Annotated in this window: 14 protein-coding genes and 1 pseudogene; 3 read left to right on the top strand and 12 right to left on the bottom strand. The window is 68.9% G+C overall.

Annotated features, from left to right (window positions below; genetic code table 11):
* Nucleotides 1-19: 19 nt before the first annotated feature.
* Entirely contained in the window at nucleotides 20-1,216 is a 1,197-nt protein-coding gene (locus ACT3UN_RS11890) for an acetyl-CoA C-acetyltransferase (protein WP_441582686.1), read from the bottom strand.
* 110 nt (nucleotides 1,217-1,326) lie between these two features.
* Here ACT3UN_RS11890 and ACT3UN_RS11885 point away from each other — a divergent pair, with 110 nt between their 5' ends.
* Nucleotides 1,327-2,808 carry a phytoene desaturase family protein gene (locus tag ACT3UN_RS11885; RefSeq protein ID WP_441582687.1) on the top strand — a complete coding sequence of 494 codons (1,482 nt, stop codon included), beginning with the start codon at nucleotides 1,327-1,329 and terminating at the stop codon, nucleotides 2,806-2,808.
* On the opposite strand, the gene ACT3UN_RS11880 is transcribed toward ACT3UN_RS11885, so the two are convergent.
* The 6 genes from ACT3UN_RS11880 to ACT3UN_RS11855 are packed head-to-tail and all read right to left on the bottom strand — an operon-like array spanning nucleotide 2,765 to nucleotide 10,839.
* Nucleotides 2,765-4,447, bottom strand: a complete 1,683-nt coding sequence (locus ACT3UN_RS11880; RefSeq protein ID WP_301442775.1) for an AMP-binding protein — start codon at nucleotides 4,445-4,447, stop codon at nucleotides 2,765-2,767. The genes ACT3UN_RS11885 and ACT3UN_RS11880 overlap by 44 nt on opposite strands.
* Before the next feature lie 5 nt (nucleotides 4,448-4,452).
* On the bottom strand, nucleotides 4,453-5,382 hold the full coding sequence (locus tag ACT3UN_RS11875) for an HpcH/HpaI aldolase/citrate lyase family protein (protein WP_301442776.1): 930 nt from the start codon (nucleotides 5,380-5,382) through the stop codon (nucleotides 4,453-4,455).
* On the bottom strand, nucleotides 5,379-5,879 hold the full coding sequence (locus tag ACT3UN_RS11870; protein WP_301442777.1) for a MaoC family dehydratase: 501 nt from the start codon (nucleotides 5,877-5,879) through the stop codon (nucleotides 5,379-5,381). Before ACT3UN_RS11870 ends, ACT3UN_RS11875 begins: the two co-directional genes overlap by 4 nt.
* A complete protein-coding gene (locus ACT3UN_RS11865; protein ID WP_441588279.1) occupies nucleotides 5,876-7,093 on the bottom strand; it encodes an acyl-CoA dehydrogenase family protein in 1,218 nt (405 codons plus the stop codon). Before ACT3UN_RS11865 ends, ACT3UN_RS11870 begins: the two co-directional genes overlap by 4 nt.
* A gap of 11 nt (nucleotides 7,094-7,104) precedes the next feature.
* Nucleotides 7,105-9,219, bottom strand: a complete 2,115-nt coding sequence (locus ACT3UN_RS11860; protein WP_441582689.1) for an acetyl/propionyl/methylcrotonyl-CoA carboxylase subunit alpha — start codon at nucleotides 9,217-9,219, stop codon at nucleotides 7,105-7,107.
* Nucleotides 9,220-9,234: 15 nt separating this feature from the next.
* Complete coding sequence (locus ACT3UN_RS11855; protein ID WP_441582690.1) at nucleotides 9,235-10,839, bottom strand: carboxyl transferase domain-containing protein; 1,605 nt, start codon at nucleotides 10,837-10,839, stop codon at nucleotides 9,235-9,237.
* Between the two features lie 278 nt (nucleotides 10,840-11,117).
* Here ACT3UN_RS11855 and ACT3UN_RS11850 point away from each other — a divergent pair, with 278 nt between their 5' ends.
* On the top strand, nucleotides 11,118-11,726 hold the full coding sequence (locus tag ACT3UN_RS11850; RefSeq protein ID WP_301442780.1) for a TetR/AcrR family transcriptional regulator: 609 nt from the start codon (nucleotides 11,118-11,120) through the stop codon (nucleotides 11,724-11,726).
* Between the two features lie 14 nt (nucleotides 11,727-11,740).
* On the opposite strand, the gene ACT3UN_RS11845 is transcribed toward ACT3UN_RS11850, so the two are convergent.
* The 5 genes from ACT3UN_RS11845 to ACT3UN_RS11825 form a co-directional block, all read right to left on the bottom strand.
* Nucleotides 11,741-12,013, bottom strand: coding sequence for a dihydrofolate reductase family protein (locus ACT3UN_RS11845; RefSeq protein WP_444657178.1), 273 nt, complete (start codon nucleotides 12,011-12,013; stop codon nucleotides 11,741-11,743).
* A complete protein-coding gene (locus ACT3UN_RS11840) occupies nucleotides 12,010-12,315 on the bottom strand; it encodes a hypothetical protein (protein ID WP_444657177.1) in 306 nt (101 codons plus the stop codon). Before ACT3UN_RS11840 ends, ACT3UN_RS11845 begins: the two co-directional genes overlap by 4 nt.
* A gap of 66 nt (nucleotides 12,316-12,381) precedes the next feature.
* Nucleotides 12,382-13,995, bottom strand: coding sequence for a bifunctional phosphoribosylaminoimidazolecarboxamide formyltransferase/IMP cyclohydrolase (gene purH, locus ACT3UN_RS11835; protein ID WP_444657176.1), 1,614 nt, complete (start codon nucleotides 13,993-13,995; stop codon nucleotides 12,382-12,384).
* A complete protein-coding gene (gene purN / locus ACT3UN_RS11830) occupies nucleotides 13,988-14,611 on the bottom strand; it encodes a phosphoribosylglycinamide formyltransferase (RefSeq protein WP_441582695.1) in 624 nt (207 codons plus the stop codon). The genes purH and purN overlap by 8 nt, the downstream gene beginning before the upstream one ends.
* Nucleotides 14,612-14,679: 68 nt before the next feature.
* On the bottom strand, nucleotides 14,680-16,380 hold the full coding sequence (locus ACT3UN_RS11825) for a cell division protein PerM (RefSeq protein ID WP_441582692.1): 1,701 nt from the start codon (nucleotides 16,378-16,380) through the stop codon (nucleotides 14,680-14,682).
* A gap of 333 nt (nucleotides 16,381-16,713) precedes the next feature.
* On the opposite strand from ACT3UN_RS11825, the pseudogene ACT3UN_RS11820 reads away from it, so the two are divergent.
* A pseudogene (locus ACT3UN_RS11820) lies at nucleotides 16,714-16,957 on the top strand (M23 family peptidase); the annotation flags it as partial.

Here is a 16,957-nt window from a genome sequence, read left to right as displayed (position 1 = left end):
CCCGAAGCCGTGGGGGACGTCAGCGCCAGAGCAGCAGCGCGTCGCCCTGACCGCCGCCACCGCACAGTGACACCGCAGCACGTCCCCCGCCACGACGGTTGAGCTCGTAGGCGGCGGTCACCACCAGGCGGGCGCCCGAGGCGCCGATCGGGTGGCCCAGCGAGATACCGCCGCCGTGGATGTTCGTCTTCTCCAGCGGGTAGTCAAGGTCCTTGACCGACTGCACCACCACGGAGGCGAAGGCCTCGTTGACCTCCAGGAAGTCCAGGTCGGACGTCGACCAGCCCTGCTTGTCGAGTGCGGCGGAGACCGCCTGCGCCGGCTGGGAGTGCAGGTACGTGTCCGGCCCCGCGGTCTCGCCGGAGGCACCCAGGGTGGCCAGGACGGTCAACCCGTTCTCCTCGGCGTAGGCACGCGTGGTCAGCACCACGGCCGACGCACCGTCGGAGATCTGCGACGCTGAGGCGGCGGTGATCGTCCCGTCCTTCGCGAACGCCGGACGCAACGCGGCCAGCCCCTCCTGCGTGGTGCCCGGGCGCACGCCCTCGTCGGTGTCGACGACCACGGTCTCGCGACGCTTGCGGACCTCCACGGGCACGATCTCCTCGGCGAAGGTGCCGTCGGCGATGGCGGCCTCGGCGCGCTGGTTCGACAGGGCGGCGACCTCGTCCTGCGCCTCACGGGTGATGCCTCGGTCGGTGTTGCCGGCCTCGGTCTCCACACCCATCGCCGTGCCGTGCACCGGGTCGGCCAGACCATCGCGCTCCAGGGAGTCCTGCAGCGCCAGCGAACCGAACTTCGCCCCGGCGCGCACACCGGCGGCCAGGTGCGGGGCGTTGGTCATCGACTCCTGACCACCGGCGACCACGACCTGCGCGTCACCCACCTTGAGCATGCGCGCACCGTTGATCACCGAGTCCAGCCCGGACAGGCACACCTTGTTCACGGTGACCGCCGGGGTGGACATCGGCAGGCCCGCGGTGACCGCGGACTGCTTCGCCGGGTTCTGGCCGGCGGCGGCCTGGACGACCTGGCCCATGTAGACGTAGTCGACGGTCTCCGCCGCCACACCCGCCCTCTCCAGGGCACCGGTGATGGCCGCCGCGCCGAGCTCGACGGCGGACTTGGAGGCCAGCGCGCCGAGCATCTTGCCCTGGGCGGTGCGGGCGGCTCCGACGATGACGACGTCCTCGGGGGACGGGGTGGGGTTGCTCATGGTGCCATGTTCCTTTCGTGGAAGAGTTCCGTGCGTCCCATTATGGTCCCCGACGGCGTTCCGGGTGCGGTTCGGGCGATATTCGACGGTCGCGCGATAGGGTCGGTGCCATGCCTGCATCCACCGCCACCGTCGTCGGTTCCGGCCCCAACGGACTGGCCGCCGCGGTCGTCCTGGCCCGGGCCGGGCTGGACGTCACCGTGCTCGAGGCCGAACCCACGGTGGGCGGCGGGGTGCGCAGCGCCGAACTGATGCACACCGGGGTACTGCACGACCTGTGCTCGGCGGCCCATCCGCTGGCCCAGGCCAGCCCGCTGCTGCGTGACCCCTCGCTCGGGCCGGCGTTGCGACGCCACGGGCTGCGCTTCGCCTCCGCGCCGGTGGACATGGTCCACGTCCTGTCCGCCGGACGCTCCGCCACACTGCACACCTCGCCGCAGACCACCGGCGAAGGACTCCCGGGGCAGGACGGACGGCTCTGGCAGGCGTCCTTCGGTCCGCTCGCGACGCGGGCGGACGCCGTCGCCGAGGAGTTCCTCGGCCCGCTGCTGCACGTGCCCCGCCACCCGGTGCTGTTGGCCGCCTTCGGGGCCGGTGCGGCGCTGCCGGCGTCCTGGTCGTGGCGGCGGTGGCGTTCGGCGGAGGCGCGCGCCCTGTTCGCCGGTGTCGCCGCCCACGCCTTCACCCCGCTGCACCTCCCGGCGTCCTCCGCAGCCGGCACGCTGCTGACCGTCGCCGGACACCGGCACGGCTGGCCCGTCGCCGTGGGAGGGTCCCAGTCCATCGCCGACGCCCTGGTCGCCGAGCTCGAGGAGCTCGGGGGCACGGTGCTCACCGACACCCGTGTCACCGACCTGGCGCAGGCGCAGGACGCCGACATCGTCCTGCTCGACACCTCCGTGGAGACCGCCGCCGGCATCCTCGGCGAGCGGCTGCCCGCCCGCACCGCGCGGGCATGGTCACGGTTCCGCCGCGGCCCCGCCGTCGCCAAGATCGACTACGTGCTCGACGGCGACGTACCGTGGCTGTCGCCGGACGCCCACCGCGCCGGCACCGTCCACCTCGGCGGCACGGCCGAGGAGATCGCCGCCGCCGAGAAGGACTGCTGGTCGGGACGGCTCCCCCGCCGCCCGTTCACCCTCGTCGGCCAGCAGTACCTCGCCGACCCCTCGCGCAGCAGAGTCACCGGTGGGCGCAGGCTGAACCCGCTGTGGGCCTACGCCCACGTGCCCGCCGGATGGGACGGCAGCGCGCAGGAGACCTTCGAGCTCGTCACCGCCCAGATCGAGCGGGCCGCCCCCGGTTTCCGCGACATGGTCGTGGACTGGGTCGCCTCTCCCCCGTCGGCGGTGCAGGAGCACAACGCCAACAACCTCGGCGGGGACATCTCCGGCGGGGCCAACGACCTGGTCCAGCTGATCGCCCGTCCCCGGCTGAGCCCGGACCCCTACTCCACCGGGGTGGAGGGGGTCTACCTGTGCTCCTCGTCCACCGCTCCCGGCGGCGGGGTGCACTTCATGTGCGGCGTCAACGCCGCACGGCGGGCGCTCACCGACGGGGCGAGGACTTCTCGTAGATCCCCAGGATGCTGATGGACTTCTCCCGCATCTCGACCTTCCTGACCTTGCCGGAGAGGGTCATCGGGAAAGCGTCCGTGACGTGCACGTACCTGGGCACCTTGAACCTGGCCAACTGGCCGTCGCAGTAGGAACGGATGTCCTCCACGGTCAGCGGTTCCTTGCCGTCATCCATGATGACCCAGGCCATGAGCTCCTCGCCGTACTTCTCGTCGGGCACCCCGATGACCTGGACGTCGGCGATGTCGGGGTGCTCGTACAGGAACTCCTCGATCTCCCGCGGGTAGATGTTCTCCCCGCCGCGGATGACCATGTCCTTGATCCTGCCGGTGACCTGGACGTAACCCTCGGTGTCCATCACACCGAGGTCACCGGAGTGCATCCACCCCTCGGGGTCGACCGCCTCCGCCGTCTTCTCCGGCATGTCCCAGTATCCACGCATCACCGAGTAACCGCGCACCAGCAGCTCACCCTGTACCCCACGCTGCACAGTGGCCCCGTCGAGGTCGACGACCTTCACCTCCAGATGCGGACCGACCCGGCCGACCGTCTCGACCCTCTTCTCCACCGGGTCATCCGGCAGGGTCTGGTGGTTGACCGGCGAGGTCTCGGTCATCCCGTAGCAGATGCTGATCTCCGTGATGCCGAGGACGTCGATGACCTCACGCATCGTCGTCGTGGGACAGGAGGTCCCCGCCATGATCCCGGTGCGCAGACCGGACAGGTCGAACTCCTTGCCCTTCTCCTTGAGCTGTTCCAGTGCCCGCAGTTCGGCCATGAACATGGTCGGGACGCCGAGCAAGCTTGTCCCCTGTCCGAGGTGGACCGCCTCCAACGTGCTCTCCGGAGTGAAGACCGGCCCCGGGAAGATCACCGCCGCCCCGTGTGTGAAGGCGGCCAGAACCCCCAGAACCATGCCGAAGCAGTGGAACATCGGTACCGGAACGACCACCCGGTCGTTCTCGGTGTAGCTCAGCCGTTCACCAATGAGGTAGCCGTTGTTGAGGATGTTGTGGTGGGTCAGCGTGGCTCCCTTGGCCATGCCGGTCGTCCCCGAGGTGTACTGGATGTTGATCGGATCGTGGGGATCGAGTGAATCCCGCACCGCCTTCAGGTCCAGGACCGCGTGGCCGGCCAACTCCTCCCAGCGTTCGGAGCCGAAGAAGATCGTCTCCTTGTAGGGCCGGTCGAAGGTGTGCTCGACCGTACCGACCATCGCCCGGTAGTTGGAGTCCTTGAACCTACCGGCGGAGAACAGTCCCTTGACCCCCGACTGGTTCACCGCGTACGTCAGCTCACGGGCACGGTACGTGGGGTTGATGCAGACCAGGATCGCACCGATCTCCGCGGTGGCGAACTGCAGGATGACCCACTCCCACCGGTTCGGTGACCACACCCCGATGCGGTCGCCCCTCCGGTATCCGGCGTTGTGCAGTCCTGACGCCAGCTTGAGCACCTTGCGGTGCAGTTCCTGGTAGCTGAGGTGGATGTCGCCGTAGAGGTCGATGAGTGCGTCTTTGTCCGGGAAGGCGGCGACCGTCCGGGCCAGGTTCTGGCCGATGGTCTCGTCGAGCAGGTGTGTGTCCGTCGGCCCCAGCGCGTGGGACAACGACGGGTCGATGTCGCCGGGGGAGGAAAGGAAAACGGGTGCCATGGGTTTCAGCTCCTGTGCTCGTGTGGTGGTTGTGTTGTGGTGGACGTACGGTTCAGGATCTCCTCTGCCTGGCGGAGCAGCGGTGCGTCGATCATCCTGCCGTCGACGGCGAAGGCACCGGAGTTGGCGGCGGCCCCGGCGACCACCCGGCGGGCCCACTCCTGTTGCTCCCGGGTGGGCCGGTACGCCTCCCGGATGACGGGGACGAGACCGGGGTGGATGGCGACGGTCGCCGAGAAACCGCTGGCCGCCGCGTCGACGGCCTCGGCCCCCGCACCGGTGGTGTCCGAGGTGTCGGCGTGGATCGAGTCGAGGGCGACGATGTTCGCCGCCGCTGCGTGCAGCAGGACCATCGAGCGGACGAGCCGCGGTACCTCCCGGTACCCTCCGGGACTTCCGGAGACGCCTCCACCAGTGGTGGGCAGTTCGTCCGCACCGTACCGTGAGGCGGTGCCGCCGAGGGCCGCCGTCAGGTCCTCGGCACCCCACATCAGGGCGTCCACCTGCGGATGGTCGGCGACGGAGGCCAGGGACAAGGCGCCTCTCGGCGTCTCGACGAGGGCGATGACCCGCCAAGCCTCCGCCTCGGGGAGGACGTCACGCAATGCCTCCACCGAGTCGGCGCCCTCGGTCTTCGGCAGCATCACCGTCCGGAAACCGGACGCGGCGACCGCGCGCACGTCCTCCCCGAAGTCGCCGGTGCCCGGCGGGTTGACCCGCACGACCGTGCGTGCCGGATCCAGTGTGCCCTCACGTCCGGCGGAGACGACGTTCCGTCGGGCGGTGGCACGGTTCTCCCTCCTGCACCCGTCCTCCAGGTCGAGGATGACGGCGTCCGACCGCTCGGCCGCGGTGGTGAAACGCTCCGGGCGGTCGGCCGGGGCGAAGAGCAGGGCCGGGCCGGGCGGGGCCCAGCGATCTACCGATTGCGTCATGACCCGGCCCCCTGCTCCCCTGGCTGTTCCGGCCGACGTCGCACCAGCGTGGATCGCACTGCAGTACACACGACGTCGCCGTGCTGGTTGCGCCCCACGTGCCGGAGTTCCACCACACCCTGGCCAGGTCGTGACTCCGAGACCCTGGTGGACATGCACGTGGTCTCGGCGTACAGGGTGTCTCCGTGGAACATGGGGGCCGGGAACGCCACGTCGGTGAAACCGAGGTTGGCCACGATCGTGCCGAGCGTCAGCTGGTTCACCGACAGGCCCACCACCGTGGACAGGGTGAACATCGAGTTCACCAGGCGCTCACCCCGGAAACCGTGCTGGGTCGACGCCCACGCCGCGTCGAGGTGGAGTGGCTGGGTGTTCATCGTCTGCGTGGTGAAGAAGGTGTTGTCCGCCTCCGTCACCGTCCGCCCCGGACGGTGCAGGTAGGTCGTGCCCTCACTGAACTCCTCCAGCCACAGGCCACGTTGTTCGACCGTGTTCATGACCTCCCCTTCCCGCTCTCGGGGCCCTCCAGGCCGAGCGACCGGGCGATGAGCATGAGCTGGACCTCCGTGGTGCCCTCACCGATCTCGAGGATCTTGGAGTCACGGTAGTGACGGGCCACGCGGGTCTCGTTCATGTAGCCGGCACCGCCGAACACCTGTGTCGCGTCGCGTGCATTGTCCATCGCCGCCTCAGCGGAGAGCATCTTCGCGATGGACGCCTCCCTGCTGAAGTCGGCACCGGTGAGCATCTTCCTCGCCGCAGACCTCCACGCCTGCCTCGCGGACCAGGCGCGTGCCTCCATCCGGGCGATCTTGAAGGAAATCCCCTGGTACTCCGCGATCGGCCGGCCGAAGGACGTCCGCTGCCTCGCATAGGACACGGCCTCGTCCACGCATCCCTGGGCCACGCCGGTCGCCAGTGCCGCGATCGCCACCCGCCCCTCGGCGAGGATGGAGAGGAACTGCGCGAATCCCCTGCCCCGGGTGCCGAGGAGATTGGCTTCCGGGACCCGGACGTCGTCGTAGCTCAGCGGGTGGGTGTCCGAACTGTTCCAACCAACCTTGTCGTAGGCGGGTTCCGCGGTGAACCCGGGTGTATCCGTGGGCACGATGATCGCCGAGAGTTCCTTCCTCCCGTCCTCGCGGGTGCCGGTCACCGCGGTCGTGGTGACCAGCGAGGTGATGTCGGTCCCGGAATTGGTGATGAACTGTTTCGACCCGTTGACCACCCAGTGACCGTCGTCGAGTTTCGCGGTGGTCGCCGTCCCGCCGGCATCCGATCCGGCACCCGGTTCGGTGAGACCGAATCCGGCGAGTGCCCGGCCCGTGACGAGGTCGGGAAGCCACCTCTCCTTCTGCGCCTCATCACCGAAGCGGTAGATCGGCATTGCTCCGAGAGAGCATCCGCCTTCAAGGGTGATGGCCACGGACTGGTCGACGCGGGCCAGCTCCTCGAGGGCGACTCCGAGCGCGAAGTAGTCGCCGCCCATGCCGCCGTACTCCTCGGAGAACGGCAGACCGAAGAGTCCGAGGTCCCCCATCTGGGCGACGATGTCGTAGTCGAAGGTGTGGTTCCGGTAGTTGTCGGCGGCCTTCGGGTCGACGACCTCGTTGGCGAACTCCTCGACCGTGCGACGCAGGTCAGCGAGTTCCGTGGAGAGTCCGTCATCGGCGATGGAGGAACGTGTGGAAGATACAGACTGAGGAGACATGGTGCGTCCTTTCACGAGTGGTGTGGTTGTTCGGGTTCGGTGTCGGCGACGGCGGCCACGGCGGCCACAGTCGCCAGGACCGTGCCGGCGCCGACCTTGTCGCCCACGGCGCAACCGAGGCTCACGGTTCCGTCATGCGCTGCGGTCAGGCAGTGCTCCATCTTCATGGCCTCGAGCACGATCAGCGGTTGGCCCCCGGTCACCGTCGCGCCGTCCTGCACGGGCACGGCGACGACGGTGCCGGGCATGGGGCTGAGGACGTCGTCCTCCCCGCCTTGGAGGTCCACCGCGGAACTGGACAGGCCGAGGGGTTCGAAAACCCAGGTCCCCTCACTGCCGGAGACGGCGACCGACCGCCCACCCGCCGCGTCCAGCAGGACAGCCAGGTTCCTGCTCAACCAGCGACGCCCCGGCGCGATCTCCCCTCGCGGGGTCAGCACACGGTTCGTCTCGTCCTTCCCGGAACCCGGGTAGGTGGTGAGCGTGGCCTGCACCGGCCCATCTGCGGTCTGCTCCGGATCCACCGGGGTCTGCGTACAGGTCACCCGGTCGCCGTCCACGTCCAGGCGGACGTCGACGGGACCGGTACCGGGCACGGCGAGTCTGGTCCGGAAGGGTGCCGGTACCCCACCCAGCCTCCAGCCGTCGGCTTGTGCCCAGGCACGGTGCCGGCCAGACCTACCCTCCTCCTGCCTCGCCGAGTCCCGCAGCGCGAGCGCGGCGACCAGAACGGCCTCCCCGGGTGCCTGGCGTTCCGCAAAGTCGTCTGCGATGCGGTCGAGCAGTCCGGTGTCGAGCTCCCCGGCGCGAACCTTCGGATCCTCGAGGAGGTACCGGTTGAACTCGATGTTGGTGCCGGGCCCCACGATGAGAGTCCGTGCGAGAGCCTCGTCGAGGCGCTGCACCGCCTGGTCCCGGTCGGCACCGTGGGAGATGACCTTGGCGAGCATCGGGTCGTAGTCCGGGCTGACCTCCTGGCCTTCGACGACTCCTGCGTCGACGCGTACGCCGGGGCCGGTGGGCCAACGCAGGGAGGTGATCAGCCCGCCGGTGGGCAGGAAGCCGTTGGCGGGGTCCTCGGCGTACACCCTGGCCTCCACGGCATGTCCGGTCATCGTCACCTGTTCCTGGGTTATGGGCAGGTGCTCGCCCTGGGCAACCTTGATCTGCAGGTCCACCAGGTCGATGCCCGTCACCAGCTCCGTGACCGGGTGCTCCACCTGCAGCCGGGTGTTCATCTCCATGAAGAAGAAGGTGTCCGGCCTCGAGGCGGAGACGATAAACTCCACGGTTCCGGCACCCCGGTAGCCGCACGCCCGGGCGGCGTCGCAGGCCGCCTCGCCGATACGTGTCCGTGTCTGTGCGTCGAGCAACGTCGACGGCGCTTCCTCGATGACCTTCTGGTGGCGCCGTTGCAGCGAACACTCCCTCTCGCCGAGGTGGATCACGTTGCCGTGTGCGTCCGCCATGACCTGCACCTCGATGTGCCGTGGAGTCTCCACGTAGTGCTCGATGAACAGGGTGTCGTCGCCGAAGGTGGACGCCGCCTCCCGACGTGCCGTGGCGATGGCCCCCGGTAGTCCGTCCGGCTCCTCCACGACGTGCATGCCCTTGCCCCCGCCCCCGGCCGAGGGCTTGATGAGCACGGGGAACTCCACCCCGTCGCCTCCGTCGGCGCCGGTCACCCCGTCGACGAGCTGCTCGTCGGTGAGACCGGGGCGCGAGATGCCGGGCACGGTCGGCACTCCCCTGGACTCGACGGTGGCCCTGGCGGTGATCTTGTCACCCATTTCCTCGATGGCCTCGGCGGACGGCCCGATGAAGACGATGCCGGCGTCCTCGCAGGCACGTGCGAAGTCCGCGTTCTCGGACAGGAACCCGTAACCGGGGTGGACGGCACCGGCGCCGGAGGCGGCGACGGCGGCGAGAACCCGGTCGATGTTGAGGTATGACTCGGCGGCCGCGGCCGGGCCGAGCCGCACGGCCAGGTCCGCGGCACCCACGTGCGGGGCGGCCGCGTCGGCGTCGGAGTAGACGGCGACGGCGCGTAGCCCCGCGTCCTGGACCGAGCGTATGACCCGGCAGGCGATCTCGCCCCGGTTGGCGACAAGGACGGTGTCGAACATGTTCATTCTGCTTCCTCACATCCGGAATACGCCGAAGCCGGAACCGGCCTGGTCATCACGTGGGACCCGTGCACAGACGTCCAGGGCCATGGACAGGATGCGCCGGGTGTCGGCGGGGTCGATGACGCCGTCGTCCCAGAGGCGGGCGGTGCCGTACCAGCAGCTGGACTTCTCGTCGAACAGGTCCCGGATCGGTTGCTCGAACTCCGCGCGGTCCGATTCAGACCATGTGTGGCCCTCGCGCTCCTGTTTCGCGGCACGCACGGTGGACAGCGTCATGGCGGCCTGGGCCCCGCCCATCACCGAGACCTTGGCGTTCGGCCACGTCCAGAGGAACCTGGGTGAGTAGGCGCGACCGCACATGGCGTAGTTCCCGGCTCCGAATCCTCCGCCCGTGATCACGGTCAGCTTCGGTACGCTCGCCGTCGCCACGGCGGTGACCATCTTGGCGCCGTTCTTGGCGATGCCTCCCTGTTCATAGTCTTTGCCGACCATGAACCCGGTGGTGTTCTGGAGGAACAGCAGCGGTGTGCCCCGTTGTTCACACAGCTCGATGAAGTGGGCCGCCTTCACCGCCCCGTCTCCGAAGATGACGCCGTTGTTGGCGATGATCCCGACCCTGTGCCCCTCGATCCTGGCGAAGCAGGTGATCACGGAGTCGTCGTACTCTGCCTTGAACTCGTGGACGGAACCCGTGTCCGTCAGGATTTCAATGACCTGACGTGCGTCGTAGGGGGTCTTGAGGTCCGGCGGCACAATGTCGTAGAGGTCGGTCTGTGGCCGGCAGGACGTTGCGGTGCCGCGTTCGTCCGACGCTCCGGCGGGAGCGTCCGGCGGAAGGGTTGCGACGATGTCGCGGATTCGTTGGATGGCGTCCGCGTCGTCCGCGGCGAGATGGTCGGTGACTCCGGAGATCCTGGAGTGCATGGCACCGCCGCCGAGGTCCTCGGCACTCACGTCCTCCCCTGTCGCCGCCTTGACCAGCGGTGGGCCCGCGAGGAAGATCGTCCCCTGACCGTCGACGATGACCGCTTCATCGGAAATCGCCGGAACGTAGGCACCACCTGCAGTGCACGACCCCATCACAGCTGACAGCTGGGGGATCCCGTCAGCGGACATCCGGGCCTGGTTGTAGAAGATGCGTCCGAAGTGGTCCCGGTCCGGAAAGACCTCGTCCTGCTGGAGCAGCATCGCCCCGCCCGAGTCGACCAGGTAGATGCAGGGAAGCCGGTTCGCCTCCGCGATCTCCTGGGCACGTAGGTGCTTCTTGACCGTCACCGGGTAGTAGGTGCCCCCTGACACGGTCGCGTCGTTCGCTGCGATGAGGCATAGCCGGCCTTCCACGAGTCCGACCCCGGCGACGATTCCGGCACCCGGCACCTTCCCGTCGTACATGTCCTCCGCTGCCAGCGGTGCGATCTCCAGGAAAGGACTGCCGGGGTCCAGCAGGGAGTCGACACGGTCGCGGGGAAGCATCTTTCCCCGGTCCACGTGTCGTTGCCTCGCCCTCTCTCCCCCACCACGCCGAACCCGGGCAAGACGTTCTTCAAGATCGGTGACCATCGAACGGAGGTCAACGGTGTGCTCGGCGCGGTCGGGTGCTCCGGTTGGTGCCGTCATCATGTGGTCCTCTCCTCGCACCACGGAACTACTTCCGTTTTGCAATGCTCAGCATGTGGTTCTGAAGCACGACAGTATGTGATGCAGCACACAAAGTAAAGAGATCACCAACGATTCATTTCAAGGACTAGGTACAGACAAGAGATATATCCCCAGGCAGAGCACAATATATCGAATCACAGATGATGCATTTCCGCGTTCCTCCGCACCTGTCCACCACGCCACACTGCTACCCTGTCCAGCAACACCCCAGACGTGGATGGACCAACGGAGGCGACATGTCGCACACCCCACAACAGGCCCGGAGCCGGGAGACACGCCGAAAACTCCTCGACTCCGCAATCTCGACGCTGTCCCACCACGGGGCCGCCGACACGACTGTCAGTGCGGTGGCTGTCGGGGCCGGCGTCTCCCGCGGCGCCGCCCAGCGACACTTCCCGACCCGCGACGTGCTGATCGAGGAAACGGTGGCGGAGTTCTACTCCAGGCTCACCCATCAACTTCGCCGGGCCGTCGCCGATCTCGGGACGCCCCCTGGCGGTTCACCGACCGTCGAGGTGATGGAACTCGTTTTCGACTCCTTCACCAGCGATTCGTTCCGCGCCGCCCTGCATGTGTGGTCCGCAGCAGCCGGATCAGAGGGTGACCTGCGCGAACTGATCGTGTCGGTCGATAGCAGGTATGCACGTGAGGTCCAGCAACTCATGGCCATCGCACTGGACGCCGACCTTCTCGACCCCCCGACCCGCGAGCTCCTGCGCATGACGGTCGACCTGGCGCGCGGCCTCGGCCTGGGCGCGGTCCTGGTCGACAACTCGGATCAGCGGCGCCGGACCGTCGACAGGTGGTCGTCAATGCTCGACGCCGGGCTGGCGCGAAACAACTGACCTGAGCGCTCGTGTCAGTCACCCTGTCGCAGCCCGTAGGTCAACACGGCGTTGCCCACGGAAGTCTTCGTGGCGTCCAGCAGACGTAGCCGGGTGACGGGCATCTCCGCGTCGAAGAGATGGCGACCCGTCCCCGCGAGGACGGGGTGGGTCGTGAGCGTGAGTTCGTCGATGACGCCAGCGAGGAACAACGTGCGTACCGTGGTGATCCCGCCGAGCACGGCGATGCCGCCGCCTTCGGAGTCCCGGAGGTCCCGGAGGTAGTCGACGGGGTCGCCGGTGATCAACGTACTGTTCCACGGGAGCCCGTCGGGTGCTCGTCCCCCAACGTCGAGGAGACGACGTGCTTGCGCACCGGGTTCACCCAGGCACCGAAGCCGTCCGTCTCGTCGCCGGCAACCTCGGCGGGCCAGTACTCGGACCACTGCCGCCACAACGTCGCCCCGATCACCGCGTCGGTGACCGGGGCGAGCAGGCCGTCCATGGCCTCCCCCTCCTCCGGGCCGAAGGCGTCGAACTGCCAGAGGTGGGGGTCCTCGACGACACCGTCGAGGGAATGGAAGAGGTGGGCGGTGGTCCTGCGGCTCATGGTGGGGTCCTCTCGAGGATGGACCCTCATCGTAGCCCCGTAACCGCGGAACCGCCCTGCACTCACTCAGTGCGCGAAGTGGCGCTCCCCGGTGAGGTACATCGTCACGCCTGCGGCGACCGCGGCGTCGATGACCTCCTGGTCACGCACCGACCCACCGGGCTGGACCACGGCACGCACCCCGGCCTCGGCCAGGGTCTCGAAACCGTCGGCGAAGGGGAAGAACGCGTCGGACGCGGCGACAGAGCCCTCGGAGCGACGCTCGTCGCCCGCCAGGGTGTTCGCCCGGTCCACGGCGATCTTCGCCGAATCCACGCGGTTGACCTGGCCCATGCCCACTCCCACGGTGGCACCGTCCTTGGCCAGCAGGATCGCGTTGGACTTCACCGCGCGCACCGCACGCCAGGCGAACTCCAGCTCGGCGAGGGTCGCGGCGTCCGCGGCCCCACCGGCGGCCAGCGTCCAGTTCGCCGGGTCGTCGCCGCGGGCGTCGACGAGGTCGCGCTCCTGCACCAGCACACCGCCGGAGATCTCGCGGTGCTCCACGGCACCCTCACGCACCGGCGGGGTGGTCTGCAGGATACGGATGTTCTTCTTGCGGCTCAGCACGTCCACGGCGCCGTCCTCGTAGCCGGGGGCCACGATGACCTCGGTGAAGATCCCGGCGACCTGCTCGGCTATCTCCACGGAGACCGGGCGGTTCACCGCGATGACTCCGCCGTAGGCCGAGACCGGGTCGCAGGCGTGGGCCGTGCGGTGGGCGGTGGCCACGTCGTCTGCCACGGCGATGCCGCACGGGTTCGCGTGTTTGATGATCGCCACGCAGGGACGCTCGTGGTCCCAGGCCGAACGCCAGGCGGCGTCGGCGTCGGTGTAGTTGTTGTAGCTCATGGCCTTGCCGTGGAACTGCTCGGCGTTGGCGAGCCCACCCTCCTGGCCCGGTGCGGTGTACACCGCGGCGGCCTGGTGCGGGTTCTCCCCGTAACGCAGCGAGTGCACACGCTCGTTGACCTGACCGATCCACTCCGGGAAGCGGGCGTCCTGCTCGTCCTCGGCGTCCTTCTCGACCTGCTCGACCTGCTCCGTCATCCAGGACGCCACGGCCACGTCGTAAGACGCGGTGTGCCGGAACGCCTCGGTGGCCAGCCGGGTACGGGCCTGGCGGGTGAACCCGCCGGCCTCCACGGCCGACAGCACGTCGCCGTAGGCGGCCGGGTCGACGACCACGGCCACGGACGGGTGGTTCTTCGCCGCGGCACGCACCATCGACGGGCCCCCGATGTCGATCTGCTCCACGCACGCGTCGAAGTCCGCGCCCGAGGCCACCGTGTCGGTGAACGGGTACAGGTTCACCACGACCAGGTCGAAGGGCTCCACACCCAGGTCCTTGAGCTGGGCCAGGTGGTCATCCTTACGGGTGTCGGCGAGGATGCCGGCGTGCACGCGCGGGTGCAGCGTCTTGACCCTACCCTCGAGACACTCCGGGAACCCGGTAAGCTCCTCGACCCGCACCACGGGCACCCCGGCGTCCGCGATCTTCGCGGCGGTGGACCCGGTCGACACGATCTCCACCCCGGCACGGTGCAGACCCGTGGCGAGGTCCTCCAGCCCGGACTTGTCGTACACGCTGATCAGCGCGCGGCGGATGGGGCGGGTCGTTCCAGTCGTGGTTTCAGTCATTGATGCAGACCTTTCGTCCTTCGATGGTGTAACCGCTCTGCGCGGTCTGGTGGAGCACGTCGACGATCAGCGCCCGTTCGACGGTCTTGATCCGCTCGTGGAGCAACTCCACTGAATCGGCCCGGAGCACCGGCACAGCACGCTGGGCGATGATCGGTCCGGTGTCCACCCCGTCGTCGACGACGTGGACGGTCGATCCGGTGAGTGCGACGCCGTAGGCCAGGGCGTCCTCCACGGCATGGGCGCCGGGGAAGGACGGCAGCAGCGCCGGGTGCGTGTTGATGATCCGCCCCCGGAACCGCTCGACCACCGGCGCGCCGAGGATGCGCATGAACCCCGCGCTGACGACGACGTCCGGCGTGTAGGCGGCGATCTCGGACGCCAGGCGTTCATTCCACCCCGCACGGTCGTAGCCGCTGACCCGCTCCGGGTTGTAGTCCACCCGGAAGGAGGGGACGCCGGCCTGCGCGGCACGCTCCTCGGCGGCGCACGGCCGGTCGACCCCCACCGCCACGACCTCGACGCCTTCGCCGAGGTCGTCGAGCATCGACTGCAGCAGTGTCCCGGTTCCCGAGGCCAGGACAACGACGCGCAGGACGTCCCCCGCGCGCTGCACCGTGCGGCGGACCGCTGCCGGGTCTGCCGGGACTGCTGGGGCTACTGACTCACTCACGATGTGCCAGCTTACTGTGTCCTACCGTCTTCCTCGACGTCGGTGTCCCCGGGGTCCTCCCCTGGGTCCTCTTCAGTGTCCCCTTCGGGCTCTGCTTCGGGCTCGGCTTCGGGGTCGTCTTCCGGCTCGTCGTCCTGCTCGTCGGCGGGCTCATCCGCTGGCTCAGACTCCTCGGCGTCGGCGTCGTCCTCGACGCCTTCGGGCTCGTCGGCGACCCCGTCGGCGTCCTCGGGCTCGGACTCGTCGGCCGCTTCCTCAGCCTCGGGCTCCTCCGTCTCGGCCTCTGGCTCGAACTCGGGCTCGTCGTCCTCGCCGGCGGTCTCCATGACCCGCGCGCCCTTCCGCGACACCCAGCCCAGCACCAGCAGTGCCGGAACCAGCAGCCAGCAGGCGAAGACCAGCGGGGTGAGCCACAGCAACGGTCCGGCCGACCCGTAGACACCCAGCGTGCCCCCGGCCGCCAGACTCACCAGCAGACCCAGGACCCCGGCGCAGACACCCGCCCCCACGGCGGTGAACACCGGGGACTCCACGAAGGAGCGCACCGTGAAGAAGCGGTAGACGATCACCAGCGCGATCGCCGCGGGCACCACGAGCAGCGCCTCGCCGAACGGCAGGTCGGAGTGGGGCATGGCGGCGAGCACCGGCAGCGGCGGCAGGTTCGCGTTCGTCACCGCGAACAACGACGCCGAGGCGTCGCCGACATGCATCTCGCTGCCCGTCAGCACCGCTGCCCCGCCGACCGCCAGGTTCGGGAGGTAGAGGACGGAGAGCACCGTCAGGCCGATCTTGCCCCAGGCGTCCGGCGCGATCGAGTAGGCGTCGGAGAGCATCGACAGGTTGAAGAGGAGCTGGACCAGCGTGGCCACCAGTCCGGCGACCAGGACCCACCGCACGAAGCTGCCGGCCAGACGCACCGACTCCACCGGCCATGTCGGCAGACCGCGACGCAGCAGCAGCGCCCGCCAGATCTTCGGCCCCAGCCCCAGGACGAAGATGAAGCCGTTGAGCAGGCCCGTCGACAGCAACGCGACGAAGATATTCGGCGGCGAGATGGCGAACACGTGCGAGGCGTCCCACAGCACCAGCCACGCGAGGCAGGTCAGCACCATCGGCACGACCACCGCGAGGGAGGCGAAGACCCTGATGTTGCGCACCGTGATCTGCGTCCCGCAGGTCGCCCGGATCCGACGGGAGTGCACCAGCACGATCAACGCCGCGGGCAGCAACGGCACGATGCCGAGCTGCGCGCCGGTGAACCCCACCGGCGCCAGGTTGGCGACCATCCAGAACGAACCGACCATCGCGGGCACCGCGGTGAAGGTCTCGCCCACCCCGACCACCACGGCCAGGGCGATGGCGATCGCCAGCGTCACCGCATGGCTGACCAGTACCGTCGGGGCGAAGCGGCGGATGTGCGGGCCCCACAGGGCCCACCACCGTGCCAGCCGGCCGCCGGAGGTGCCCTCCGCGCCGGTCGGCGCCGGGCGTGCGGCGTCCTCACCCGGGCGTTCGGTCGCAGGACGCTGCGAGGCGCCGGTCGAGCGCGACGCGACGCGCCCGTTCTCGCCCGCGACGAACCGCTCCGTCCCCGTTCCGCTCGCGCCACGGGCCGTACCGCGGCGTCGAGCGTCCGGGCCACGTCGTGTGCCACGACGGGGCCCCTGTCGTCTCGACGTCGGTCGCTGGGATTCACTACTCACCCGTCCCATTGTGCACAACGTCGGCGCCCTCCCCCGGGAAGGCACGCCCACCTGCGAGCGTTACATCACACCTACCCCCGTCACACCCGTCACACGGTGGCCGTGACCTGCCCGTTACCAAATAACGCCCCGATCAACCCCCCTCAACCCACCTACCCACCGATATAGATTCGTGACCTTTTTGGCGAAGTGGCTTGCCCGAGGAGGTCCATGCCGATAGAGTTGCGACTCGTTGATAACGATCCGGTCACGATTTGGGACCGATCAGATGACGGCAAGGCTATGAAGCCGTAAAGCCCTGAGGCTGCACGACTGCAAGACTACGGAGAGGTACACAGACTGATGACTGACGCACGGCGAGGCGGAGCCCACCGCAAGCTGGACACCGCTGCAAAGCGCCGCATGGCGTTCGTTGCGATCGCCGCCACCGGCGTCGCCGCTGCAGGAGCCACCGGAGCAGGCGCCGCCACCGTGCACCAGTCCGCAGACCAGGACGGCCAGGGTAACGGCGACATCTCGCTCGCCGCCAACACCGAGGTCCTCGCGCAGGGTGCCGACGGAAGCTCCGCCGGTGCCGACGTCGAGA

Origin of the sequence: Corynebacterium sp. AOP12-C2-36 (assembly GCF_052379185.1) — a bacterium.
In the GTDB taxonomy this organism is placed as follows: domain Bacteria; phylum Actinomycetota; class Actinomycetes; order Mycobacteriales; family Mycobacteriaceae; genus Corynebacterium.
The sequence above is the reverse complement of the archived record's forward strand: the minus strand, read 5'-3'. Positions and strand labels throughout refer to the sequence as shown.